26 protein-coding genes and 1 tRNA gene are annotated in these 23,814 nt (G+C 65.5%); 17 read left to right on the forward strand and 10 right to left on the reverse strand.

Annotated elements, in window-relative coordinates:
* Positions 1 to 5: 5 nt before the first annotated feature.
* On the forward strand, positions 6 to 773 hold the full coding sequence (locus tag VN047_RS22530) for an ABC transporter ATP-binding protein (protein ID WP_325546703.1): 768 nt from the start codon (positions 6 to 8) through the stop codon (positions 771 to 773).
* 28 nt (positions 774 to 801) lie between these two features.
* Positions 802 to 2,472 carry an arylsulfatase gene (locus VN047_RS22535; protein ID WP_325546705.1) on the forward strand — a complete coding sequence of 557 codons (1,671 nt, stop codon included), beginning with the start codon at positions 802 to 804 and terminating at the stop codon, positions 2,470 to 2,472.
* A gap of 207 nt (positions 2,473 to 2,679) precedes the next feature.
* Here the strand turns inward: VN047_RS22535 and VN047_RS22540 are convergent.
* A tRNA-Gln gene (locus VN047_RS22540) sits at positions 2,680 to 2,753 on the reverse strand.
* A gap of 155 nt (positions 2,754 to 2,908) precedes the next feature.
* On the opposite strand from VN047_RS22540, the gene VN047_RS22545 reads away from it, so the two are divergent.
* Positions 2,909 to 4,201 carry an FAD-dependent oxidoreductase gene (locus VN047_RS22545; RefSeq protein ID WP_325546707.1) on the forward strand — a complete coding sequence of 431 codons (1,293 nt, stop codon included), beginning with the start codon at positions 2,909 to 2,911 and terminating at the stop codon, positions 4,199 to 4,201.
* Positions 4,198 to 4,599 (forward strand): DoxX family protein, encoded by a 402-nt coding sequence (locus tag VN047_RS22550; RefSeq protein ID WP_325546709.1) that lies wholly within the window; start codon positions 4,198 to 4,200, stop codon positions 4,597 to 4,599. The genes VN047_RS22545 and VN047_RS22550 overlap by 4 nt, the downstream gene beginning before the upstream one ends.
* 3 nt (positions 4,600 to 4,602) lie before the next feature.
* On the opposite strand, the gene VN047_RS22555 is transcribed toward VN047_RS22550, so the two are convergent.
* The gene (locus VN047_RS22555; protein WP_325546711.1) at positions 4,603 to 5,874 is read right to left on the reverse strand and encodes a dipeptidase; all 1,272 of its coding nucleotides are present in this window, start codon (positions 5,872 to 5,874) and stop codon (positions 4,603 to 4,605) included.
* 123 nt (positions 5,875 to 5,997) lie between these two features.
* Here VN047_RS22555 and VN047_RS22560 point away from each other — a divergent pair, with 123 nt between their 5' ends.
* From VN047_RS22560 to VN047_RS22570, 3 genes are read left to right on the forward strand one after another with little or no spacing between them, the layout of a single operon-like run.
* On the forward strand, positions 5,998 to 7,173 hold the full coding sequence (locus VN047_RS22560) for an acyl-CoA dehydrogenase family protein (protein WP_325546712.1): 1,176 nt from the start codon (positions 5,998 to 6,000) through the stop codon (positions 7,171 to 7,173).
* Complete coding sequence (locus tag VN047_RS22565; protein WP_414712750.1) at positions 7,170 to 8,375, forward strand: M20 metallopeptidase family protein; 1,206 nt, start codon at positions 7,170 to 7,172, stop codon at positions 8,373 to 8,375. The genes VN047_RS22560 and VN047_RS22565 overlap by 4 nt, the downstream gene beginning before the upstream one ends.
* On the forward strand, positions 8,372 to 8,617 hold the full coding sequence (locus VN047_RS22570) for a GlsB/YeaQ/YmgE family stress response membrane protein (protein WP_325546714.1): 246 nt from the start codon (positions 8,372 to 8,374) through the stop codon (positions 8,615 to 8,617). The genes VN047_RS22565 and VN047_RS22570 overlap by 4 nt, the downstream gene beginning before the upstream one ends.
* Before the next feature lie 49 nt (positions 8,618 to 8,666).
* Here the strand turns inward: VN047_RS22570 and VN047_RS22575 are convergent, their stop codons facing one another.
* The 3 genes from VN047_RS22575 to VN047_RS22585 are packed head-to-tail and all read right to left on the reverse strand — an operon-like array spanning position 8,667 to position 11,380.
* Entirely contained in the window at positions 8,667 to 8,831 is a 165-nt protein-coding gene (locus tag VN047_RS22575) for a GxxExxY protein (protein WP_325546716.1), read from the reverse strand.
* Positions 8,832 to 8,877: 46 nt separating this feature from the next.
* A complete protein-coding gene (gene nadB, locus VN047_RS22580; protein WP_325546718.1) occupies positions 8,878 to 10,464 on the reverse strand; it encodes an L-aspartate oxidase in 1,587 nt (528 codons plus the stop codon).
* Positions 10,457 to 11,380 (reverse strand): ABC transporter ATP-binding protein, encoded by a 924-nt coding sequence (locus VN047_RS22585; protein WP_325546720.1) that lies wholly within the window; start codon positions 11,378 to 11,380, stop codon positions 10,457 to 10,459. The genes nadB and VN047_RS22585 overlap by 8 nt, the downstream gene beginning before the upstream one ends.
* A gap of 194 nt (positions 11,381 to 11,574) precedes the next feature.
* Here VN047_RS22585 and VN047_RS22590 point away from each other — a divergent pair, with 194 nt between their 5' ends.
* The 10 genes from VN047_RS22590 (at position 11,575) to VN047_RS22635 (ending at position 19,521) form a co-directional block, all read left to right on the forward strand.
* Entirely contained in the window at positions 11,575 to 11,772 is a 198-nt protein-coding gene (locus tag VN047_RS22590) for a zinc-finger domain-containing protein (RefSeq protein ID WP_325546722.1), read from the forward strand.
* 108 nt (positions 11,773 to 11,880) lie between these two features.
* Positions 11,881 to 13,323: a metalloprotease TldD gene (gene tldD, locus VN047_RS22595; RefSeq protein ID WP_325546724.1), complete on the forward strand. Its 1,443-nt coding sequence runs from the start codon at positions 11,881 to 11,883 to the stop codon at positions 13,321 to 13,323.
* A 140-nt stretch (positions 13,324 to 13,463) separates the two neighbouring features.
* Positions 13,464 to 14,693: a hypothetical protein gene (locus tag VN047_RS22600; RefSeq protein WP_325546725.1), complete on the forward strand. Its 1,230-nt coding sequence runs from the start codon at positions 13,464 to 13,466 to the stop codon at positions 14,691 to 14,693.
* Between the two features lie 83 nt (positions 14,694 to 14,776).
* Entirely contained in the window at positions 14,777 to 15,181 is a 405-nt protein-coding gene (locus VN047_RS22605; protein ID WP_325546727.1) for a hypothetical protein, read from the forward strand.
* A 73-nt stretch (positions 15,182 to 15,254) separates the two neighbouring features.
* Positions 15,255 to 15,830: a DUF924 family protein gene (locus VN047_RS22610; protein ID WP_325546729.1), complete on the forward strand. Its 576-nt coding sequence runs from the start codon at positions 15,255 to 15,257 to the stop codon at positions 15,828 to 15,830.
* Between the two features lie 28 nt (positions 15,831 to 15,858).
* The gene (locus VN047_RS22615; protein ID WP_325546731.1) at positions 15,859 to 16,437 is read left to right on the forward strand and encodes a pyridoxamine 5'-phosphate oxidase family protein; all 579 of its coding nucleotides are present in this window, start codon (positions 15,859 to 15,861) and stop codon (positions 16,435 to 16,437) included.
* Between the two features lie 250 nt (positions 16,438 to 16,687).
* On the forward strand, positions 16,688 to 16,918 hold the full coding sequence (locus tag VN047_RS22620; RefSeq protein WP_325546733.1) for a DUF2007 domain-containing protein: 231 nt from the start codon (positions 16,688 to 16,690) through the stop codon (positions 16,916 to 16,918).
* Between the two features lie 18 nt (positions 16,919 to 16,936).
* Positions 16,937 to 17,635, forward strand: a complete 699-nt coding sequence (locus tag VN047_RS22625) for an endonuclease/exonuclease/phosphatase family protein (RefSeq protein WP_325546735.1) — start codon at positions 16,937 to 16,939, stop codon at positions 17,633 to 17,635.
* 165 nt (positions 17,636 to 17,800) lie between these two features.
* Entirely contained in the window at positions 17,801 to 18,139 is a 339-nt protein-coding gene (locus tag VN047_RS22630; protein WP_033074080.1) for a P-II family nitrogen regulator, read from the forward strand.
* A gap of 17 nt (positions 18,140 to 18,156) precedes the next feature.
* Positions 18,157 to 19,521 (forward strand): ammonium transporter, encoded by a 1,365-nt coding sequence (locus VN047_RS22635; protein ID WP_325546740.1) that lies wholly within the window; start codon positions 18,157 to 18,159, stop codon positions 19,519 to 19,521.
* 561 nt (positions 19,522 to 20,082) lie between these two features.
* Here VN047_RS22635 and VN047_RS22640 read toward each other — a convergent pair.
* From VN047_RS22640 to VN047_RS22660, 5 genes are all read right to left on the reverse strand, one after another.
* A complete protein-coding gene (locus tag VN047_RS22640; protein ID WP_325546741.1) occupies positions 20,083 to 21,669 on the reverse strand; it encodes a GMC family oxidoreductase in 1,587 nt (528 codons plus the stop codon).
* 167 nt (positions 21,670 to 21,836) lie between these two features.
* The gene (locus VN047_RS22645; RefSeq protein ID WP_325546743.1) at positions 21,837 to 22,751 is read right to left on the reverse strand and encodes a sterol desaturase family protein; all 915 of its coding nucleotides are present in this window, start codon (positions 22,749 to 22,751) and stop codon (positions 21,837 to 21,839) included.
* Positions 22,744 to 23,151, reverse strand: coding sequence for a hypothetical protein (locus VN047_RS22650; RefSeq protein ID WP_325546745.1), 408 nt, complete (start codon positions 23,149 to 23,151; stop codon positions 22,744 to 22,746). Before VN047_RS22650 ends, VN047_RS22645 begins: the two co-directional genes overlap by 8 nt.
* Positions 23,148 to 23,582, reverse strand: a complete 435-nt coding sequence (locus tag VN047_RS22655) for a TIGR01244 family sulfur transferase (protein WP_325546747.1) — start codon at positions 23,580 to 23,582, stop codon at positions 23,148 to 23,150. The genes VN047_RS22650 and VN047_RS22655 overlap by 4 nt, the downstream gene beginning before the upstream one ends.
* A gap of 50 nt (positions 23,583 to 23,632) precedes the next feature.
* A partial coding sequence (locus VN047_RS22660; protein ID WP_325546749.1) for an HRDC domain-containing protein occupies positions 23,633 to 23,814 on the reverse strand: 182 nt, incomplete at its 5' end.

The following is a 23,814-nucleotide window of genomic DNA, read 5'->3' on the forward strand; positions in this document are numbered from 1 at the left end:
TCCCCATGTCGGTCATTTCCTATAATTTCGCCGCCGCCCGGGAGGTCGCCGAACCCGGCTTCGCGCACCATCCGGTCGCGGTCGAGGTCGCGGGCGTTACCCGAAGCTTTTCGGGCAACGTCGTCCTCGATGCGCTGGACCTGACGGTCCACGCCGGGGAATTCGTCGCGCTGCTCGGGGCATCGGGCAGCGGCAAGACGACGCTGCTGCGTATCCTCGCCGGTCTCGACGCCCCCGACGGCGGCGAGGCCTGGGTGCCCGAGGCCCGCACGGTCGTCTTTCAGGAGCCGCGCCTCGTCCAGTCGAAGACGGTCTGGAAGAATGTCGTCATCGGGCTGGGCGGCGCAGCCGCAACGCGATCGCGCGCCGAGGCCGCGCTCACCGAAGTCAATCTCGCACACCGCGCCGATGCCTGGCCGGCGACACTCTCGGGCGGTGAGGCCCAACGCGCAGCGCTCGCCCGCGCGCTGGTTCGCGAACCCCGGCTGCTGCTGCTCGACGAGCCCTTTGCCGCGCTCGACGCGCTGACCCGGCTCAAGATGCAGCGGCTGATCGGCGATCTTTGCCAAGCGCATGGTCCAGCGACCTTGCTCGTCACCCATGACGTCGAGGAAGCGATATTGCTCGCCGACCGCATCCTTGTCCTCAAGGAGGGCCGTATCGCATTCGACGAGCGCGTGCGCCTGTCGAATCCGCGTCGCGCCGGCGATGCCGACTTCGGGGCGCTGCGCGACAGGCTGCTCGCCGAACTCGGCGTACCGCAGGCCGAATAATCTCCATCTCCTGTCCAGGGAACCCGCCATGACCGAGACCAAAGATTCGCGCCCGAACATCCTGCTCATCGTCGTCGATGATATGGGCTTCTCCGACCTCGGCGCCTTCGGCAGCGAGATCGATACGCCGCACCTCGACGCGATCGCCGCCGAGGGCGTGCGTCTCACCGACTTCCACTCCGCCCCCGCCTGCTCGCCAACGCGCGCGATGCTGCTTTCAGGCGTCGATCATCATATCGCCGGCATCGGCTCGATGATCGAGACCGTGCGCCCCGACTTCAAGGGCGCACCGGGCTATGAGGGCTATCTCAACGACAGCGTCGCGGCGCTTCCCGAACTGCTTCGGGACGCGGGTTATCGCACGATCCTCTCGGGGAAATGGCATCTCGGGCACACGCTCGACCGCGCGCCGCACGCGCGCGGGTTCGAACGCAGCTTCGCTTTGCTCCCCGGCGGTGCCGACCATTTCGGGGGCGGCCCGCTCGACCGGATCGCGGCGCGCGGCCCGATTTATGCCGAAGACGGCGAGTGGGTGACCGAACTGCCGACGCCCTTCTATTCGACCGACTATTTCACGACGCGGCTGATCGAATTTTTCGGAGAAGCCGATGCCGCAGGCGACGATCGGCCCTTCTTCGCCTATCTTCCCTTCTCGGCGCCGCACTGGCCGCTGCAGGCGCTCGATGCCGACATTCAGAAATATCGCGGCGTCTATGACGATGGCCCCGACGCCCTCCGCGCGCGGCGTCTCGACCGGCTGAAGGATCTTGGCCTGGTCGCACCCGACACGACGATCGCAGCGGTCGTCGCCGAGGGCGAGCCCGAATGGGCCGACCAGACCCCCGACCAACGTGCGCATTCGGCACGGACGATGGAGATCTATGCCGCGATGGTCGACCGGATCGACCAGAATGTCGGCCGCGTGATCGGCCACCTCAAAAGCACCGGGCAATATGACAATACGCTCGTCATCTTCCTCTCGGACAATGGCGCCGAGGGCGCGATCGTCGAGGCGATGCCGATTATGGGCCCGGTCTTTGCCAAGCTGATCGCGGAGCATTGTGACAACAGCCTGGACAATCTGGGCCGTCCGGGGTCCTACGCTTGGTACGGGCCGCGCTGGGCGCAGGCCGCGACCGCGCCGTCACGGCTGGTCAAGACCTATACGACCGAGGGCGGCATCCGGGTCCCGACGATCATCCGTGCGCCCCGCGGCCAGCGCGCCGGCGAGATTTCGCAGGTGTTCGGTACGGTGAAGGATGTGACGCCGACGCTGCTCGAACTCGCCGGCATCGATCATCCGGGCACCCGCTACAAGGGCCGCGAGGTCGCCGAACCGTCGGGGCGCAGCTTCGTCGCCTGGCTCGACGGCGCCGAAGTCATCCATCCCGGGGGGACGGCAACGGGCTGGGAATTGTTCGGACGCCGCGCGATCCGCAAGGACGAGTGGAAGGCGGTCTATGTACCGGGCGCCGATGGCCGTTCGCAATGGCAGCTCTACGACCTCTCGAAGGATCGCGGCGAGGTCCATGATCTTGCCGGAACCTTTCCCGACAAGCTCGCCGAACTGCTCGCGCACTGGCGCGATTATGTCCGCGACAACGGGGTGATCGAAGAGGCGATCAGCTTCTTCGACAGCGATCCCGCCGCCTTCGAGGCCGGCTGGATTTCGGACCCGCGCGAACGCGAGACCGCATGATGAGGCGCAAGGCCGACATCTACACGGTGTGCCGCGCCCGATGCTGCAGCTCCGCCTGAAGCGGGCCTTGCAAATTTTCTCCCGAAGAAGAGCCTTGCGCAAGACGTCTATCGACAATCGGATTGTCCCGTCTCGAACCACGCGTGGGAACGAGACAATCCGAACGACGCCAAAACGTCGGAAATTCGGATATTGATGGAAAAATCATGGATGCCCCGTGAGGATTCGAACCTCAATAGACGGAATCAGAATCCGTAGTCTTACCATTAGACGACGGGGCAATGAGGCGGGCGCAATATGATTGCGCGAGCCTGCTGTCAAGACCGGCGGGGCGACTTGAACAAGCCCGCTTGCCCTCACGCATTTCGCCGCTAGCATCGCATCAACAATAAAGGGGGTCGCGCCCCGGCGCGGAACACCCGTAAGGAGTGGACTGATGCGTCATGTCGCGATCGTCGGGTCGGGTCCCGCGGGCTATTATACCGCCGAAACATTGCAGAAGGCGGAGGATATCGCGGTCGACGTCATCGACCGCCTGCCCGTCCCCTACGGCCTGATCCGCACCGGCGTCGCCCCCGATCATCAGTCGATCAAGGCGGTATCGCGTCGCTACGAGGGCACCGCACTGACCGACAATGTCCGTTTCGTCGGCCATGTTTCGGTCGGCACCGACGTGACGATCGACGAACTCGTCGGCCTGTATGACGCGGTGGTGCTCGCGACGGGCGCGCCGAACGACCGGCCGCTCGACATCCCCGGCGCCGATCTCGCCGGGGTGATCGGCAGCGCCGCGTTCGTCGGCTGGTACAATGGCCATCCCGATTTCGCCGACCTTGATCCGCCGCTCGATGCCCCCGGGGTCGCGGTGATCGGCAACGGCAATGTCGCGCTCGACGTCGCGCGGATCCTTGCCAAGACGCCGGGCGAATTCGCGGGCAGCGACATCGTCGCGCACGCGCGCACCGCGCTCGAAGCGAGCGCGGTGCGGCACATCCAGATCCTCGGCCGCCGCGGTCCGCACCAGATCGCGATGACCCCGAAGGAACTCGGCGAGCTCGGGCATCTCGAGCGCGCCAGCCCGCGCGTCGACCCCGCCGACCTGCCGCCCGAGGGCGACGATGCGATGCTCGAGCCCGGAATGCGCAAGTCGGTGACGCATTTGCGCAGCTTCACCGCAAACCCGGTCGCCAAGCCGGTGACGATCGACTTCGACTTTTTCGCCATGCCGGTCGCGATCGAAGGCGACGGACGTGTCCAGCGCGTCATTGTCGAACGCACGACGCTCGATGCCGACCTGCGCAGCCACGGCACGGGGGAGACCTATGCGGTCGATGCCGGGCTTGTCGTCAGCTGCATCGGCTATCAGACCCCCCCGATTCCCGGCGTCCCATACGAACACGGCCGCGGCCGCTTCGCCAGCGACGAGGGGCGGATCCTGCCCGGGCTCTATGCCGTCGGCTGGGCGCGGCGCGGGCCGTCGGGGACGATCGGCACCAACAAGCCCGATGGCGCGCGCATCGGCGAAATGGTGATCGATGATATCGGACGCGGCGCGGGCAAGGCCGGACGCGCGGGACTCGATGCGCTGCTCGCGAGCCGCAACGTCACCCCCGTCACCTTCCGCGACTGGCGCCGGATCGAAGCGGCCGAGGTCAAGGCGGCGCTCGACGGCAATCCGCGCGAAAAATTCACCAGCATCGAGGCGATGCTCGGCGCGATCGGGCGTTGAAAGCGCGCATCCGTATCGCGCTGTGCTGGCTGCTGGCGTTGGCCTATGGCTATGCAGGCTATCGCCACCTCGCCACCCCCGCTCCGTTCCTCGCGATCACCCCGCCATGGGTGCCGCGGCCCGACATGGTGGTCGCGGCGACCGGCGTTGCCGAGATAGTGGGCGCGATCGGGCTGGCGATCCCCGCCGCGCGCAAGGCCGCGGGCCGGGCCCTCGCACTTTATGCGCTGTGCGTCTGGCCCGCGAACTTCCACCATGCGTTCGCCCGGATCGCGATCGACGGCGAAACGTTGAGCTGGTGGTATCACGGCCCGCGCCTCGCCGCACAGCCGCTGATCATCTGGTGGGCGCTGTGGGCAAGCGGGGCGGTCGAGTGGCCGTTCGGCCGTCGTCCCTGACCCCTATTTCGCGACCGGCGTTTCACCCGGAAGCTGGCCCTTCTGGCTCGCCGCACAGGCTTCGACCGCCTTCAGTACGCGCAGCATATTGCCGCTTGCGATCTTTTCGAGATCGGCCTGGCCATATCCGCGCTTCGCGAGTTCGGTGAACAGCGCGGGGTAACCCGACACATCCTCCATACCGGCCGGCGCCGAATCCATCCCGTCATAGTCGCCGCCGAGCCCGATATGATCGACCCCGATCGTCTTCCTGAGATGGTCGATATGATCCGCCACCTTCGCGACGCTGGTCTTCGGCACCGGATTGGCCGCATCCCACGTCTCGAGCGCGGCATCGGCCGCCGCCGGATCGCCCGGATACATTGCCTTCAGCCTCGCCTGTTCGGCGGTGCGCGCCAGCCCCTGCGCGCGGACATCGGCGTCGAGAAAGGTTGGCAGCAGCACGACCATGACGATCCCGCCATTGGCCTTCACCGCGGGCAGCACGCTGTCGGGGACGTTGCGCGGATGCGGATTGACCGCACGCACCCCCGAATGGCTGAACATCACCGGCGCCTTCGACGTTTCGAGCGCATCCTTCATCGTCGCCTCGCTGACGTGGCTCAGGTCGACGATCATCCCTATGCGATTCATTTCGCGAACGACCTGTCGTCCGAAATCGGTCAGTCCGTCGTGCGCGGGCGCGTCGGTTGCGGAATCGGCCCAATTGAGGTTCTTCGAATGGGTCAGCGTCATGTAGCGCGCACCGAGGTCGTACATCTGGCGCAGCACCGCGAGCGACGAGCCGATCGAATGGCCGCCCTCCATGCCGAGCATTCCGGCGATCTTGCCAGCCTTCATCGCCCTTTCGAGTTCGGCCGACGTCGACGCGAGCGCGAGATCGTCCGGATAGCGCGCGACCAGGCGCTTCATCACGTCGATCTGCTCGAGCGTCTGCTGTACCGCCAATTGCTCGTTGGGATTGCTGGGCACATAGACCGACCAGAATTGCGCACCCACGCGTCCCTTGCGCAGCCGCTGAAGGTCGGTGTGCATCGCGATCTCGGGCGGGGTCGCGTCGGGCCGGGCGGTGTCGGTCGTATCGACGAAGTCGAAATTGTTGATGACATTGTCGACGCGTCCCCGCAGCGCCCACGGCACGTCATTGTGCCCGTCGAACACCGGCGCCTTCCGGAGCGCGGCTTCGGCGGTCGCCTCGGGTGACTTTTGCGCGGCTGCGGGGGAAGAGATCAGGGCGAAGGCGGCGAGGCCGGCGAGCAGGACGGGCTTGTTCATGGCGCGCAACTTAATGATCGAAGCACAGAAATCGACCTCAAATTTTCTGTTCCTCGGGCCCGGCGACACGGATGCATCCCGGCCCAACTTGACGCTTACGTCAATCGCGCCCAGCATCGCTTCATGACAGCCTTCGACGACTGGCGCGCACGCTCGCCCTATTATGACGAAACCCACGAAGCACTGGCGCAAAGCGTCCGCCGTTTCGTCGCGCGCGAGATTGCGCCGCACATCGACCGCTGGGAAGCCGAAGGCGAACTGCCGCGCGAACTCCACAAGAAAGCGGCAGAAGCGGGCATTCTCGGGCTGCGCTACCCGGAACAATATGGCGGGCATTCGGAGGGCTTCGACAATTTCCACAGCCTCATACTCACCGAGGAACTCGCCGCAGTCGGCGCCGGCGGCCTCGGTGCGTCGCTGATGACCCACGGCATCGGCCTGCCGCCGATCCTCGCTCTCGGATCGGAAGAGCTCAAGCAACGCGTCGCGCCGCCGGTGCTCGCGGGCGACAGGATCATCGCGCTCGGTATCACCGAAGCGGGCGGCGGCAGCGACGTCGCCAACCTCAGGACCACGGCTGTGCGGGACAGTGACAGCTACATCGTCAATGGCGGCAAGATGTTCATCACCAGCGGCATGCGCGCCGACTGGCTGACCTGCGCGGTGCGCACCGGCGGGCCGGGCGCCGCAGGCATCTCGCTGCTGCTGATCGACATGAACTCGCCGGGCGTCGAGCGGACGCGACTCGACAAGATGGGCTGGCGCTGCAGCGACACCGCCGCGATCCATTTCGAGAGCGTCCGCGTGCCCGCCGAAAATCTGATCGGTCCCGAGAATGGCGGCTTCATCGGCATCATGCGCAACTTCAACAGCGAGCGGCTCGGCATGGCGATGGGCTGCTGCGCCTATGCCCGCGTCGCAATGGCCGAAGCGGCGGAGTGGGCACAGCAGCGCGAAACCTTCGGCAAGCCGCTCGTCGGCCACCAGTCGATCCGCATCAAGCTCGCCGACATGGAACGCCAGATCGAGGCGACACAGGCGTGGGTCGATCTCGCCGCCTGGCAGGTCAAGCACGACAAGGCCCGCCCCGCCGATTTCGCGATGCTCAAGGTGCAGGCGACACGGATGCTCGAAGCCGTCGCGCGCGAGGCCGCGCAAATCCTCGGCGGCGCGAGCTATATCACGGGCAGCAAGGTCGAACGCATCTACCGCGAAGTTCGCGTCAACGCGATCGGCGGCGGCAGCGAGGAAATCATGCTGGATCTGGCGGGTCGGCAATTGTTTGGAGGAAAGAAGTGAGCGAGATAGCCCGAAGCTGGCCCGCCGAGGCCGAAACCCTCCTCCCCGACCTCGTCGACCTTCGCCGCGCGATTCACCGCGAACCCGAACTCGGCCTGCAAAATCCGAAAACGCTCGCAAAGATCAAGGATGCGCTCGCCGGCCTGCCGCTCGAATTTCGCGAGGGGCCGTCGACGACCGGGCTGATCGCGATCCTGCGCGGTCCCGCGAACGGGCGCACCGTACTGCTGCGCGGCGACATGGATGCGCTGCCCCTGCTTGAGGATACGGGGCTCGATTTCACCTCCGAGATCAGCGGCGCGATGCATGCATGCGGGCACGACACGCATGTCGCGATGCTCGTCGGCGCGGCGAAGCTGCTCTGCGCGGCGCGTGACCGCCTGCCCGGCACCGTGATGTTCATGTTTCAGCCGGGCGAAGAGGGGCATCACGGCGCGCGCTTCATGCTCGACGACGGGATCATCGACCCGCTGCCCGATGCCGCCTTTGCACTCCACATCATGCCCAACGCGCCGCACGGCATCTTTGCCGGTCGCGCGGGACCGCTGCTCGCTTCGTCCGATGTCCTCTCGATCAACGTCAAGGGTGCGGGCGGCCACGCGTCGATGCCGCACGACAGCATCGACCCGATCCCCGTCGCCTGCGCGATCGTCACCGCGATCCAGACGATGGTGACGCGGCGCATCTCGGTCTTCGATCCCGCAGTGATCACGATCGCGAAGATCGCGGCGGGCACGACGAACAATATCATCCCCGAGACCGCCGAGATGCTCGGCACGATCCGTACGCTGTCGCCCGAGCGCCGCGCGATGGTCGCACGCGAACTCAGGCGCCTCGCCCCCGCGATCGCCGAAGCGCATGGCTGCACCGCCGAAGTGACTATCGAGGAGGGCTTCCCCGTCACCATCTGCGACAGCCGTGCGGTCAGTTTCGGCCAGTCGGTCGTCGAGGAGACGTTCGGCGAAGAAGCCTGGCTGACCATGGACAATCCGGTGATGGGCGCCGAGGATTTCTCCTATGTCCTCGAAAAGGTACCCGGCGCGATGTTCTGGCTCGGCGCGAGCGAGGCGGGCAGCGACTGGCGCCAATGCTGCGGCCTCCATTCGAATCATATGGTGCTCGACGAGAGCGTGATGGCGCGCGGTGCCGCTTTGCACGCCGCGCTCGCCGAACGTTTTCTGGGCGAAGGATTCAACGCATGATCAACATTATCGGCGCGATCCTCTCGGGCCTGATCATCGGGGCGCTTGCGCGCTTCTTCTATCCCGGCGCGGTCCACATGGGCTGGATCGCGACGATCCTGCTCGGCATCGGCGGTTCGCTCCTCGCCGGCCTCGCGACCTCGCGCGGCCGCGGCGACTTCAGCCGCGCGGGCTGCCTTGCCTCGGTGATCGGTGCGATCGTGCTGATTTTTGTCGGGCGATTGCTGGATATCGGCGGTTGAGAAGAATGTCTCACGCAAAGGCGCGAAGGCGCAAAGAAGGGGCGCGAAATCAGTTGCGATGATTATTCAAGACGCGCTTAACGCCTTGCTTGAATGTTTCGCCGCCAAAGTTGATCAGAAGCCCCAACGGCAAGTCAAGCAGGCGAAGATAGGTGAGAACCTGTTTTCCGTGCAGCGGCGATAGCCGCTCCACCGATTTCAATTCGACTAGCAAGATGCCCTCTATCGCGCCTTTGCGTGAGATTATTTTCGAACCGTCCTCACGGCACCAGCACCGTATCGACCGCCTGCGGCAACAGCTCCGGATAATCGAGCGTATAGTGCAGCCCGCGGCTTTCCTTGCGGTGCAGTGCGCTGCGCACGATCAGCTCGGCGCATTGGAGCAGGTTTCTGAGTTCGATGAGGTCCGTCGTGACGCGGAAATGGCCGTAATAATCCTCGACCTCGTGCGTCATCATGTCGATGCGATGCCGCGCGCGTTCGAGCCGTTTCGTCGTCCGCACGATCCCGACATAATTCCACATGAAGCGTCGGATTTCGGTCCAGTTCTGCTTGATCACGACCTCTTCGTCGGAATCGGTCACGCGGCTTTCGTCCCACGGCCGGATCGCGGGCGGTGCGTCGAGCTGGTCCCAGCAATCGATGATATGCCTTGCCGCCGCCTCGCCGAACACGAAACATTCGAGCAGGCTGTTCGACGCCAGACGGTTGGCGCCGTGAAGCCCGCTTTCGGTGCATTCACCTGCCGCATATAGCCCCGGCAGGTCGGTGCGCCCGTCGAGGTCGATCAGCACGCCGCCGCAGGTATAATGCTGCGCGGGCACCACCGGGATCGGCTGCTTCGTCATGTCGATGCCGAGCGTCAGCAGCTTTTCATGGATGTTCGGGAAATGCCCCGCGACGAAATCGGGGTCCTTGTCGCTGATGTCGAGGTGGACATAGTCGAGGCCCGAGCGCTTGATCTGGTCGTCGTTCGCGCGCGCGACGACATCGCGCGGCGCAAGCTCCGCCCGCACGTCATAGTCGGGCATGTAACGGTGCCCGGTGACGGGGTGCTTCAATATGCCCCCTTCGCCGCGGACCGCCTCGGTAATCAGGAAATTCTTGACGTCGAGATTATAGAGGCAGGTCGGGTGGAACTGCATCATCTCCATGTTCGACACGCGCGCGCCCGCACGCCACGCCATCGCGATGCCGTCGCCCGTTGCGCCCCTTGGAGCCGTGGAAAACTGGTACACGCGCCCCGCCCCGCCGCTCGCGAGGATCGTCGCGCGGCCGACATGCGCGCGCACCTTCCCCGTCTTTTCGTCGAGCGCATAGACGCCCCAGACGCGGCCCGAACCCGAATAGCGTTCCTCGTGCCGCCCGGTGATCAGGTCGATGCACGCCTGCCCGGGCAGCAAGGTGATGTTCGGATGCGCCTCGGCGGTCTTGAGCAGCGCCGCCTGCACCGCCCAGCCGGTCGCATCGTCGACATGGACGATGCGGCGGTGCGAATGCCCTCCCTCGCGCGTCAGGTGCAGCGCCTCGGCATCCTTGTTGAACGGGACGCCCATCTCGACGAGCCGCTCGATCGCGTGCGGGGCGTTCTCGACGACGAACTCGACCGTCTCGCGCCGGTTCAATCCACCGCCCGCAATCATCGTGTCCTCGATATGATTCTCGAACGTGTCGCCCGCGTCGAGCACCGCGGCAATCCCGCCCTGCGCCCACGCGGTCGACCCACCCGTGAGCTCTCCCTTCGCCAGCACGAGCACCTTGCAATGGTCGGCGAGGGCGATGGCGGCGGTAAGCCCGGCGGCGCCGGAACCGACGATGATGACGTCGTGGGCGGCCGGCTCAGCCATTGGCGGCGCGCGTCAAATTCAGAAACACATCTTCCAGATCGGCCTCGCGCGTCGACACGTCGACGATACCATGCCCCATCGCGTTAACCGCGGCGAGCACTTCGCCCGCGTTCATGCGATCCTTGTTATAGCTGATAGCCAGCCCCCGCTCGCCCTCGCGCTCGACCTTCTCGAACGCCGGATGCGTCGGCAGCACCGTGACATCGGCGTCGAGCGTCACGACGACGATCTTCTCGCGCGCCATGTCGACCAGCTCGCGCGTCGGCTTGTTCGCGATCAGCTTGCCATGGTTGATGATCGCGATCCGGTCGCACAGTTCCTCGGCCTCTTCGAGATAATGCGTCGTCAGCACCACTGTCACGCCGCGGTCGTTCAAGGATTGCACATATTCCCAGAGCTGCTGGCGGAGTTCGATGTCGACCCCTGCGGTTGGCTCGTCGAGCACGATGATCGGCGGCGAATGCACCATCGCCTTGGCGACGAGCAGCCGACGCTTCATGCCGCCCGAAAGGGTGCGCGCGTAGGCATCGCGTTTGTCCGACAGATGGACAGCCGCGAGCAGCTCGTCCGAAATGCGCCTGTCCCGGGCCACGCCGTAGAGCCCGGCCTGATTCTCCAGCGTCTCGAACGGCGTGAAAAAGGGGTCGAAGACGATTTCCTGCGGAACGATGCCGATCGAATATTTGGCATTGCGCGGATCGGCGTCGATATCGAATCCCCAGATGCTTGCCGACCCGCTCGTCTTGTTGACCAGACCCGCGAGGATGTTGATCAAAGTCGACTTGCCCGCACCGTTCGGCCCGAGCAGGCCGAAAATCTGACCGCGCGGCACGTCGAAACTGACATTGTCGAGCGCCTGCTTGCCGCCGGCATAAAGTTTGGAGACGGCGTCGATGCGGATGGCGGCTTCACTCATGGCGGCTTCCATAGCCGCGCGCTGCGGCGGGCGAAAGTCTTCATCTCGGTCCCGATTTTCTGCCCGGCGGCGCGTCAACGCCAGGTTGGAACTCGCCGCGAGAACCGGTTCGGGGAAGATCGGCCCGGGCGAGCGCCGCACAGATTGCGCAGACCGATTGCGGGCGCCGGCCACGCTTGCTATGGGCGCGATCGATGACCCAGCCTGCGCCCGAAACCATCCGCACTCCCAAGAGCCGCATTGCCTGCGATGGCACCGGCGACGGCCTCGCCGACGCGGCCCTCGGCCACCCGCGCGTGTGGCTCGAAATCGATGTCGACGAGGGTTTCGCCGACTGCGGTTATTGCGACCGGCGCTTCATCCTCATCGGCGGGATCGCCGACAAGGCGTGATCTCCTGCGGCGAATAAGCGCCGCCTTCCCTATCCTTCGCGGCACGCCTGGCAATTTCGGCCCGCAACAGGCCTTTGCGTCGATGCCTCGCGCCCCTATATCGGCACCATGACAAGCCCCACCGATCCCCGCCGCTTCCTCTATCGCGCCGACGCGCTCGACCCTGATCTGGCGCAGGCGCTCGCGCGCGAGGCGCTCGCCAAGGCCGACGACGGCGAGCTTTACCTGCAATATCGCGCGACCGAGAGCTTCGGTTTCGACGACGGGCGCCTCAAGACCGCCGATTATTCGACCGATGCCGGTTTCGGCCTGCGCGCCGTGTCGGGCGAGATGACGGGTTTCGCCCACGCCAGCGACATCAGCGCCGGCGCGATCCGCCGCGCCGCCGAGACGCTCGCCCTGCTCGACCCGTCGAATCAGGCGCACGCCGCGCCGCCGCCGCGTACCAATCGCCATCTCTATGACGAGGCAAACCCGCTCGACCTTATCCCCTTCGCCAAGAAGGTAGCGCTCTGCCAGGAAATCGACGCCGCGGCGCGCGCGCGCGATCCGCGCATCGTCCAGGTCTCGGTCGCACTCGCGGGCAGCTGGTCGGTGGTCGAAATCGTCCGCGCCGACGGCTTCCTCGCGACCGACATCCGCCCGCTCGTCCGCCTCAACGTCTCGATCGTCGTCGAGGAAAACGGCCGCCGCGAAACCGGCTATTTCGGTCTTGGCGGCCGTTATATGTACGATCACCTCTTCGAACCCGCGCAGTGGAACCGCGCGATCGACGAGGCGCTGGCGCAGGCGCTCGTCAATCTGCGCGCGGTCGACGCGCCCGCGGGCGAATTCACCGTGCTGCTCGGCCCCGGCTGGCCCGGCGTGCTGCTGCATGAAGCGGTCGGCCACGGGCTCGAGGGCGATTTCAACCGCAAGGGCACCAGCGCCTTTTCCGGCCGTATCGGCGAACGCGTCGCCGCTGCCGGGGTGACGGTGGTTGACGACGGCGCGATGGACAGCCCTGTCGGAGGCGGCCGCCGCGGTTCGCTCAGCATCGACGACGAAGGCACGCCGACCGGCGAGACGGTGCTGATCGAGGACGGCATTTTGAAGGGCTATATGCAGGACCGCCTCAACGCGCGCCTGATGGGCGTCCAACCGACCGGCAACGGACGGCGCGAGAGTTTTGCGCATGCGCCGATGCCGCGGATGACGAACACCTTCATGCGCGGCGGCAATGACGATCCCGCCGAGCTTCTGTCACGCGTCAGGAACGGCATTTTCGCCAAAAGCTTCGGCGGCGGACAGGTCGACATCGTGTCGGGCAAGTTCGTCTTCAGCTGCACCGAGGCGTACAAGATCGAGAACGGCAAATTGGGCGACTCGATAAAGGGCGCGACGCTGATCGGCGACGGGCCGAGTGTTCTCACCAAGGTCACCGGCATCGGCAATGACATGGCGATCGACGAAGGCATCGGTGTCTGCGGCAAGGGCGGCCAGAGCGTCCCCGCGGGCGTCGGCCAGCCGACCTTGCTGGTCAGCGGGCTGACCGTGGGCGGCACCGCTTGACCTCTTCCCATTTCGTCGCGCCCGGCCTGTGATCGCCCTCACTTGGCGTTCGCCGCTCCCGCGCATATAGGACATCCAAACAGAAACAAGATTCGGTCGCATCATCCGTGGGGGGCATCCCTCGCAACAGGGAGGATATCATGCGTTCGAATCTGCGTTTCGTTTCCGCGGCGGCCATCGCCGCAATGCTCGCCGCCGTTCCCGGCTCGGCACAAAAATCGACCGGTCCCAAAGAGCGTTACGAGATGGATGTCGCAACGATGTCCGGTTTCGCCGCAATGGGCGGGGGCAAGGGAGGTCTCGGCGGCGCGATGGGGATGATGTTCGGCGGTGATCCGTCCAGCAAGGTCGCGCATCAACTCCTGCTCCGCCTCGGCTCGAACGACGCCGCCACAGCGCCGCCACCCAAGGGCGACCATTTTTTTCAGCCGCAGGCGAAGATGGGCAAATCGGTTCCGCTGTTCTGGGAGGAAGGCAAGGAAGAGACGGGGACGACCCCGTTCGAGCGCCCGAAGGGCCGCCTGCTCCTTTACTGGGGCTGCGGCGCGAAGGCGGGTCCGGGGCAACCGGTGGTGATCGATTTCGCCAAGGTGGCGGCGGGGCAGATGCCGCCGAACCTCTTTTCGAGCGCGGTTCCGGTGATCCGCGAGGTCAGCAAGGCGAACAGCCGGTCCTACATCGACTGGCCGAACAAGAAGGGCGGGCGCCAGCCCGGATCGGGCTCGTCGTTGCTCGGCGCGCACCGTGTCGCGAGCAATATCGGCACCGACATCAATTTCACGCTGGCGCAGGATTATATGCAGGGGCTCTCAGCCTCGACCGCGATCCAGGGCGACCAGTCGGTGATGGTGCGCTGGAATGCGGTGCCCGGCGCCACCGGCTATGTCGCGTGGACGATCGGCGGCATGGGCAATGGCGGCGGCAAGAATGATCTCGGCGATATCGTCTGGTGGACGAGCAGCGCGTCGAAGGAATTCGGCGGCGGACTGTGGGACTGGCTGCCCCCGTCGGTGGTCGCGAATCTCGTCACGAAGAAGATCGTGATGCCGCCCGCGCAGACGAGCTGCCAGATTCCCGCCGAGGTCAAAAAGGCGTCGGGCGAGATGATGATCGGCAATCTCAATGCCTTCGGGCCCGAGGCCAATTTCTCTTATCCCCCCAAGCCCGCAGGCAATGCGACCTGGAACATCGACTGGACCGCGAAAGTGCGTTTCCGTTCGCACACGATGCTGATGGTCGGCGCCGATTTCGGCGGCCTGAGCGGGTCGGGGAGCGGAGCAAGCGCGGGTGGCAGCACGCCCACCGAACCCGCGAAGAAAAAGAAGTGCAAGGGCCCGCTCGGTATCCCGCTCCCCGACGGAGCGTGCTGACTTCGCGACGAGTCAGCCCCTGTTCACCCGCCCGCGCCTAGGAAGGGCGCGGGTAGGGTATGAAGAAGACAGGAGTCTAAACCATGCGTCACCTGATACCGACGCTTCTTGCCGCCGCCGCGATCGCGGCCACCCCCGCCGCTTCGGCGGCGAAGGAGCGGCTCGCCCCCGAAGCACAGCTCGCCAAGCTGCTCGAAGGCCGCGTCGCCGGCGAGCCGCAGGATTGCATCTCGCTGCCGGCGACCAACAGTTCGCAGATCATCGACAAGACCGCGATCGTCTATCGCAGCGGCGGCACCCTCTGGGTCAACCGCCCCAAAGGCGGCGCCGAATCGCTCGACGATGACGATATCCTCGTCACCCGGCTGACCGGCAGCCAGCTCTGCAGCATCGACACCATCGAACTGCGCGACCGCACGAGCCGCATGTACAGCGGCTTCGTCTCGCTCGGCGAATTCGTGCCGTACCGGCGCGCCAAGGCCGAATAACCTCGTTCGTCGTGCGAAAAGCGGCAATCCGGGGCTTGCGTAAAGCGCCCCGGATTGCTTCGCTGCATCCGCAATGACGAACGATCCCGACACGCCCGCCGCTCCGCCCGCCGACTGGGACAGGCAATTGCTCGCCTTCTGGTTCGATGCCCACGGGATGGACGACTGGTACGGCGGCGGCCCCGATTTCGACGCCGAGGTCCGCGATCTCGCCGAAGGCTGGCACGCCGCGCTGCGCACGCAGCCCGCAGAAAGCTTCCTGACCGACCCCGACACCGCGCTCGCCGCGACGATCCTGTTCGATCAGGTGCCGCGCAATCTGTTTCGCGGCCACGCCGACGCCTTCGCAACCGACGATCTCGCCCGCGCGATCGCGCGCGGTATCGTCGCCCAAGGCTGGGACCAGGACTGGCCCGACAACCGCCGTCAATTCGCCTACCTTCCCTTCGAACATAGCGAGGAGATGGCAGACCAGCGCGAATCGCTGCGCCTGATGAGCCAGCTCGCCGACCCCTTGTTCGCTGATTACGCGCAGAAGCATTTCGACATCGTCGACCGCTTCGGCCGCTTTCCCCACCGCAACGAAGCGCTGGGCCGTGCGACACGCCCCGACGAGGAAGCCGCGATAGAAGAGGGCAGAAATTGGTGATAGGGCGGGCGCGATACGGAGAGCAGCCATGGCCGAATTCACCGACACGCTGACTGACAAGCATATCGCCTTCATCGAAAGGCAGCCGGTCTATTTCACCGCGACCGCCGCGGAGGGCGCGCGAATCAACCTGTCGCCCAAAGGCTATGCCGACAGCTTCCGGGTCCTGTCGTCGTCGCAGGTCGCTTACCTCGACCTCGGCGGCTCGGGCAACGAGACCCACGCGCATCTCGCCGCCGACGGGCGGATCACGATCATGTTCTGCGCCTTCGACCGCAGCGCGCTGATCCTGCGCATCTATGGCCGCGGCCGCCCCGTGCTGCCGCAGGACGACGAATGGGATTCCGTCGCCGCGACCTTCACCTTGCTCCCGGGCACGCGCCAGATCTTCGTTATCGACGTCGAAAGCGTACAGACGAGCTGCGGCTGGGGCGTGCCGATGATGGAATTGCAGCACGAACGCGACACGCTGCAGAAATATCACCGGCAGGCCGACCGCGCCCTGTGGGTCGAGAAATTCCGGGAGCGCGACCGCAGCATCGACGGTTTGCCGACGCGTCCGACCGACCGTTTCATCGCGGGTGACGCTCAGGACGTAAATCCGTAGATTGCGCGATCGAGGTTTGAAGCGATTTTGTTCAGGGCAAGGAAGCGAGACGCAGGCATATGAATATATTCCAAGGCGCGCTGACGCGGCCATGGGCAAAATCGGTCAAATCCCGAAGGGACGCCGAAATGGCTTCGATCTCGGACCCGCGCGGCCTTGCAGATGGAACCACCATCCGCAGCGGCCACGCAAAGCCGATATCTTCGCCATTTCGACGCCTTGATCGCGCAATCTACGGATTTACGTCCTGATGCCCCTCGTCGAACTGGTGCGCCTGCCCAATGGCGCCGAAGCCGAACTGCTGCGCGGCCGGCTCGAAAGCGCGGGAGTGCACGCCGTCTGCTTCGATGCGGGGATGAACATCGCCGAAAGCGTCGGCCTCCTCATTCCGGTACGCGTGATGGTGCTCGACGAGGATTTGGGCGAAGCGCAGGCGCTGGTCGCCGAATTCGAGGCCGGCGGGAACGGAAACGCGGCCTGAGCGCTTGAAAAGCACGTCATGATCAAGGTTGCCAGCTACAATATGCGCAAGGGCATCGGGCTCGACCGGCGCCGCGATCCGGGCCGGGTGCTTTCGGTACTCGGCGAACTCGACGCCGACATCGTCGCGCTGCAGGAGGCCGACCGGCGTTTCGGCACGCGCGCAAGCGCCATCCCGCCGCACATGTTCGAAGACCGCAGCGATTATGTTCCGGTCGACCTGCTGGGCGGCCGCCCCTACGCGATCGGCTGGCACGGAAACGCGCTGCTCGTGCGCAAGGGCGCCGAGGTCGAGGAAAGCCATGCGCTGCACCTGCCGACGCTCGAACCCCGGGGGGCGGTCGCGGCGACGATCCGTATCGGCGAGACCCGGCTGCGCGTCGTCGGCATGCACCTCGACATTTCGGGGCTGCGCCGCCGCCAGCAGGCGCGCGCGATCCTGAACCATGTCGCCGAGGGAGAGCCGCTGCCGACGATCCTGATGGGCGACTGCAACGAATGGCGCGCCACGGGCGGCTGCCTCACCGATTTCGGCGTGCATCACCGGCTCGTCGACACCGGCCACAGCTTCCACAGCCGCCGTCCGGTCGCAAAGCTCGACCGCATTTTCGCAACCCCCGATCTCGAAGCCGTCGATGCGGGGGTCCACCGCAGCCCGCTCGCCGCGCGCGCGTCGGACCATCTGCCGATCTGGGCGCGGTTCAAGGCGGCAGAGTAGGCTGCCCAAAATTTAGGCAGACGCCGGGCTCGCCTGCCCAGCGAACGAACGATTGTTCGCTCAAGCACCGACCAAACCGTCACAAAATGTCAGCCTGAACCCCGGTCGCGCAATTTGGCACGGCTGTTGCACTGCAACATGATGCCACAGGCAGAAGGGGGCATCATGAAGCTGATTCTGGCAATCATCAAACCGTTCAAGCTCGACGAAGTGCGCGAGGCGCTCACCGGGCTCGGCATCGCCGGCATGACCGTGACCGAGGTCAAGGGATTCGGACGGCAAAAGGGGCAGACCGAAATCTACCGCGGCGCTGAATATGCGACAAACATGGTGCCCAAGGTGAAGATCGAGCTCGTCTGCGACGATGCGCTCGCCGCAAGGGTCGTCGAAACGCTGCAGCAAAGCGCCGGCACCGGATCGATCGGCGACGGCAAGATTTTCGTTCTCGACGTGGGTCAGGCCGTGCGCATCCGCACCGGCGAGACCGGCGAGGCGGCACTGTAATGACGAAGGGGGAAAACATGACGTTCGCAAATAAATTTGCGGCCGGCGCCGGGGCCGTCGGCCTTTCGCTGTTCGCCGCGCTGCCCGGCTGGGCGCAGGAAGCGGTGCCCGCCGCGGCCGAAGCCGCCGCGCCAACGCCCGACAAGGGGGACACCGCCTGGATGATGGTCGCAACCGTGCTCGTCATGGCGATGATCGTTCCTGGCCTCGCGCTTTTCTACGGCGGCCTCGTCCGCACGAAGAATATGGCCTCGGTCCTGACGCAGGTTCTCGCGGTCGCCGCGCTCGCAATGATCCTCTGGGTCATTTACGGCTATGGCCTCGCTTTCGGTGGCGACGCCAACCAGTTCATCTCGTCGGGCAAGTTCTTCCTCGCGGGCATCACTGCGGATTCGACCGTCGCGACCTTCACCGATGGCGTCGTCATCCCCGAATTCGTGTTCATCGCCTTCCAGATGACCTTCTCGGCGATCACCGTCGCGCTCGTCCTCGGCGGCCTCGTCGAACGCATGAAATTCTCGGCCGTCATGGTCTTCGCGATCGTCTGGCTGACCATCGTCTATTACCCGATCGCGCACATGGTCTGGTATCTCGGCGGTGACGATGCCTCGACGGGCCTGATCTTCGGCTGGGGCGCGCTCGACTTCGCGGGCGGCACCGTGGTCCACATAAACGCGGGTGTCGCCGCGCTCGTGGGCGGCTTCATCATCGGCAAGCGCACCGGCTACCAGAAGGACATCATGGCGCCGCACTCGCTGACCATGACGCTGATCGGAACCGGCCTCCTGTGGGTGGGCTGGTTCGGCTTCAACGCCGGCTCGGCGCTCGAAGCCAATGGCTCGGCCGGCCTCGCGCTGATCAACACCTTCACCGCCACCGCCGCCGGCGTCCTCTTCTGGATGCTCACCGAGCGCGCACTCGGCCACAAGGGTTCGCTGCTCGGCGCCTGTTCGGGTGCGATCGCGGGCCTTGTTGCCGTGACCCCGGCCGCGGGCAACTCGGGCCCGTTCGGCGCGATCCTCCTCGGCGCGATCGCTGGCATCGTCTGCTGCTGGTTCGTGATGAAGATCAAGCCAAAGCTCGGTTTCGACGACTCGCTCGACGTGTTCGGCATCCACGGCATCGGCGGCCTGATCGGTTCGATCCTGACCGCGGTCACGATGCTTCCCGCACTCGGCGGCCCGGCTGGTGACGACTACGCCCTCGGCGCCCAGTTCGGCATCCAGATCAAGTCGGTGCTGGTTGCGGTCGCCTGGTCGGCGGTCGGCTCGGCCATCGCCTTCTATGTGGCCAGGGCGGTCACTGGCGGACGCGTCTCCGAAGAGGTCGAACGCGAAGGCCTCGACCTCGGCGAGCATGGGGAGCGCGCCTACAATTATTGACGAGACAGGATACCCGTCGCCGCACGCTCTCTCTCCTTTCAAACGGCGGCGGCGGGGTCCTAACGAGGTTCCTCCTGCGAACCACTTGTGGCCGGGATGCAACAGCTCCCGGCCATTTTTTTGCGTCCGCGGCCAAGGCTCCAATCGCCCTGAAATGCTGCACGAAATTTGCGCAGCATCGCATCGAATTTAGGCCTTTTCATCATGACATTAATATGGCATTCATTGCGTCAACAGTTTCAGGAGGGGAGAGCCTGAAAGGCTGGGCCGGAACGAAAGTTCCGGCCCTCTTTTTTTGTGCGCATCATAAAGAGCGCCAAAAAATCGCAGTTTTCAGGGCATGCTGCGGCAGCAGCGCAACATGCGAACACGCGCCAGTAGCCGTCGCCCTGCAAAACCGAATCGCTGACGACGAGCGAATCCGCCGTCTCGAGCCGATAGGTCGAGCGGCCGATTTTCCATGTCGGCGCTCCTCCGGTTTGCGGTCCATTCCGCGCCGCCCATGCGGCCCGAAACGGAGCGGGCAATATTTCGTTTATCCGGCGTCCGCCGGGGGCGCACTCAGCCTAGCGCCGCTTTCACGAAATCGGCAGCGCGCTCGCCGATCATGATGCTCGGCGCGTTGGTGTTGCCCGAAACCAGCCGCGGCATCACGCTCGCGTCGGCGACCCACAGGCCCTCGATACCATTGAGCTTGAGCGTCGGATCGACCACTGCGTCGGCGTCATTCCCCATCCTGCACGTGCCCACCGGGTGATAGACGGTGTCGGCTCGGGCACGGATCAGCGCATCGAGCGCAGCATCGTCGGCGAGGTCCACCGGATGCCGGTCGGCACCCGCATAGTCGGCGAGCGGCGGCGCCGCGGCGATGCGGTGCATCATGCGCACCCCGGCGCGCAGCGTCGCCATATCGCGCTCGTCGGTCAGAAAGCCGGGATCGATCGCCGGCGCTGCCGCGGCATCCCCCGACGCCAGCGTCACCGATCCGCGGCTTTCGGGCCTGAGCACGCAGGCATGGCACGAAAAACCATGCCCTTTCACCTTCGTCCGCCCGTGATCCTCGAGCATCGCGGGGACGAAATGATACTGGATGTCGGGCGCGGGCAGGTCGGGGTTCGATTTCCAGAAGCCGCCGGCCTCGGCAAAGCAGGTCGTCATGATGCCGGTGCGCCGCCCGCGATGTTCGAAGATCGCCTTCATCATCCGCCACGTCCCGCCCAGACTGTCGCCGAACGGTTCGGTCGAGCGCGTCTCCCAGCTCGACACATAGTCGATATGGTCCTGCAAATTCGCGCCGATGCCGGCGCGGTCGGCCATGACCTCGATCCCCTTGTCCCTGAGGTGCGCCGCGGGCCCGATCCCCGACAGCATCAATATCTGCGGACTGTTGAAGGCCCCCGCCGACAGGATCACCCCGCCGCGTGCACGCAGCGTCTCGCGTTTCGACCCGCGCCGGATCGCCACCCCCGTTGCACGCCCGTTTTCGACGAGAATCTTCTCGACCAGCGCGCCGGTGCGCACCGCGAAATTGCCATGCTCGCGCAGCGGCTCGACATAGGCGCGCGCCGCCGACCAGCGCTCGCCCGCTTTCTGTGTCACCTGATACAGCCCGAAACCTTCGTTGCTCGCGCCGTTGAAATCGGCGGTGCGCGGCAATTGCAGCGCCGCCGCGCTCTCGATGAAGCGCCGGCTCGTCACATTGGGCCAGCGCTGGTCCATCACGTTGAGCGGCCCCCCGCTCCCGTGATATTCGTCGCCGCCGCGCTCGTTATGTTCGGCGCGCTTGAAGAAGGGCAGCACCTCGGCATAGCTCCAGCCGGTCGCGCCCAGCGATGCCCACTGGTCGTAATCGAAAGCATGCCCGCGGATATAGACCATCGCGTTGATCGCACTCGATCCGCCGAGCCCGCGCCCGCGCGGCTGGTATCCGGTGCGGCCGTTCAACCCTGCCTGCGGCACCGTCTCGTACCGATAGTTCGACGCTTTCGGGATGAAGGGCATGAAACCGGGGGTCTTCACCCGCACGCTGTCGTTGCGCCCGCCCGCCTCGACCAGGCAGACCGTCCGCGACCCGTCCTCGGCCAGCCTTCCCGCCGCCGCGCTCCCCGCGCTGCCGCCGCCGATAACGATGATGTCGAACTGATCCATGCTGCGACTCTCCCTCGCGCCGCCTGCTGGCGGTCGCCCGGATGCTTACATGAATGTCATTAGGGGGTGAGGCAAGCCCATTACATGTCGCCCCCGCGCAGGCCGGGCGGCTATCGGCCTCGCGCACCATTTCCGGCGACCCTCGCTTTCGCGAGGATGATGATTGACTACTCCGCCGGCTCTTCCGCGGGTCGCCCCGCCGCCCAGCGTTCCTTGATCATCGCGCTCGTCGCACGGCTGCCGTCGTGGCTCCAGCCGGGTTCGCGCCACATATAGCCCGCCTTGTGCTTCCACGGCGCGTGCCAGACGTCCTTCGCAATCCCCACCCATTCGTGCACCGCGGCCCAGAGGATATTGAAGCTGCCGAGCTGCTTGACGATGCCGTAGCGCACCGGTTCGTCATCGCGTTCGGCAACGAAGCTGCCGAACATCTTGTCCCAGATGATGAAGACCCCGGCATAATTGGCGTCGAGATAGCGCGGGTTGACCCCGTGATGGACCCGGTGATGCGACGGCGTGTTCATCACCGCCTCGAACCAGCGGGGAAGCCGCCTGATCGCCTCGGTGTGAATCCAGAACTGATAGATCAGGTTCAGCCCCGCGCAAAAGAAGACCATCGCGGGCGGAAAGCCGATCAGGAACAGCGGCAGGCGGAACAGGAAGGTCAGGCTGAAAAAGCCCGTCCACGTCTGCCTGAGCGCAGTCGATAGATTATAATGCTGCGAGCTGTGGTGGATGACGTGGCTCGCCCAGAACCAGCGCACGCGGTGCGCGCTGCGATGAAAGGCATAATAGGCGAGGTCGTCGAGGAAGAAGCAGAGGATCCACGCCCACCACCAGCTTTCGAACTCGATCCCGATGTCAAACAGGCGGAATTGATAGACCCATACCGACATGCCGATCACCGCCGCGCCGACGAGCGCGCCCGCGACCTGACTCACCGTACCGAGCATCAGCGAGGTCAGCGTATCGCGCGCCTCGTACCGGCTCTTGTCGCGCCGCAATGAGATGATCATTTCGGCAATCAGCAACAGGATGAAGGCAGGGACGGCATAGACGACGGGATCGGGAAGCTCAGGCACGACCGATATCCCGCATTCGCGATGCCCACATCCCCGCATCCTTCCCCAGTTGCAGCGTTACCGCGCCAAACGTCCGCTCCGGCGTCGCCAGCGTCAGGAAATCCTTGTCGAGCCGGCCGACCACGCTGGCATCGACCGGTCGTGCGGCAAAGAAATTGCCGTGCGCGCGCACCAGCATCATCCGCCCTTCGGCGTTTTGCACGATCGCGGCAAAGCCCGCACGATCGCGCGCAACCTCGATCCCCCGAAATCCCGCCTCGGCCTCTTCGGCAAGGCGGATGGCGTGCGCAGCATCGGCGATCCGCGGATCGCCCCCGAGTCCGATCTTCCCGACCAGCCAGGCGATGAACAGCACTGCGAGCAGCGATGCGCCAAGCTGGATCAACTCGGCTTGCGTCATTTTTCCCCCGCGAGCGCGTCCAGCATCGGGCGCAGGCCGGCCAGGTCGTAACCCGCCTTCGCCGCCGCTTCCACGATGCCGTCGACATCGTCACCCGCGCGCGCGCGGGTCAGCGCCCACAGGTGGGTCGAACGCGTGCCCGAACGACAATAGGCGAGGATGGGGCCCGTCGCATCGCGCAGCAATTTGTCGAGCGCATCGATTTGCGCATGGCTGAAACCCGCATGCCCTACCGGGATCGCGGCATAGGCCAGCCCCTCGGCGGCGCAGGCGGTCGAGATATGCTCGCCCTGCGGCGCCGCCGGCTCCTCGCCGTCGGGCCGGTTGTTGACGACCATGGCAAAGCCTTGCGCCTTCGCCTCGGCGACATCCTCGATGCCGATCTGGGGTGCGACGCTATATTGGGCGGAAAGGGGTCTGAAATCGCTCATGCCGACGATCTAATCCCACCGCACACTTGCTGACAAGCGTGAAGGTGCGATCAATATTGCCGGATGACGTTCAGGAACGCGTCGCCCCACGCCTCGAGCTTCTTGCCGCCGACGCCCGGGATATCGGCCAGCGCGCTCCGCGTCGCGGGGCGATCGCTCGCCATCGCGCGCAGCACCGCGTCGTGAAAGATCACATAGGGCGGCACGCCGACCTCGGCGGCAAGCTCGCGCC

The sequence above is a fragment of the Sphingopyxis sp. genome, from assembly GCF_035565275.1.
In the GTDB taxonomy this organism is placed as follows: Bacteria; Pseudomonadota; Alphaproteobacteria; order Sphingomonadales; family Sphingomonadaceae; genus Sphingopyxis.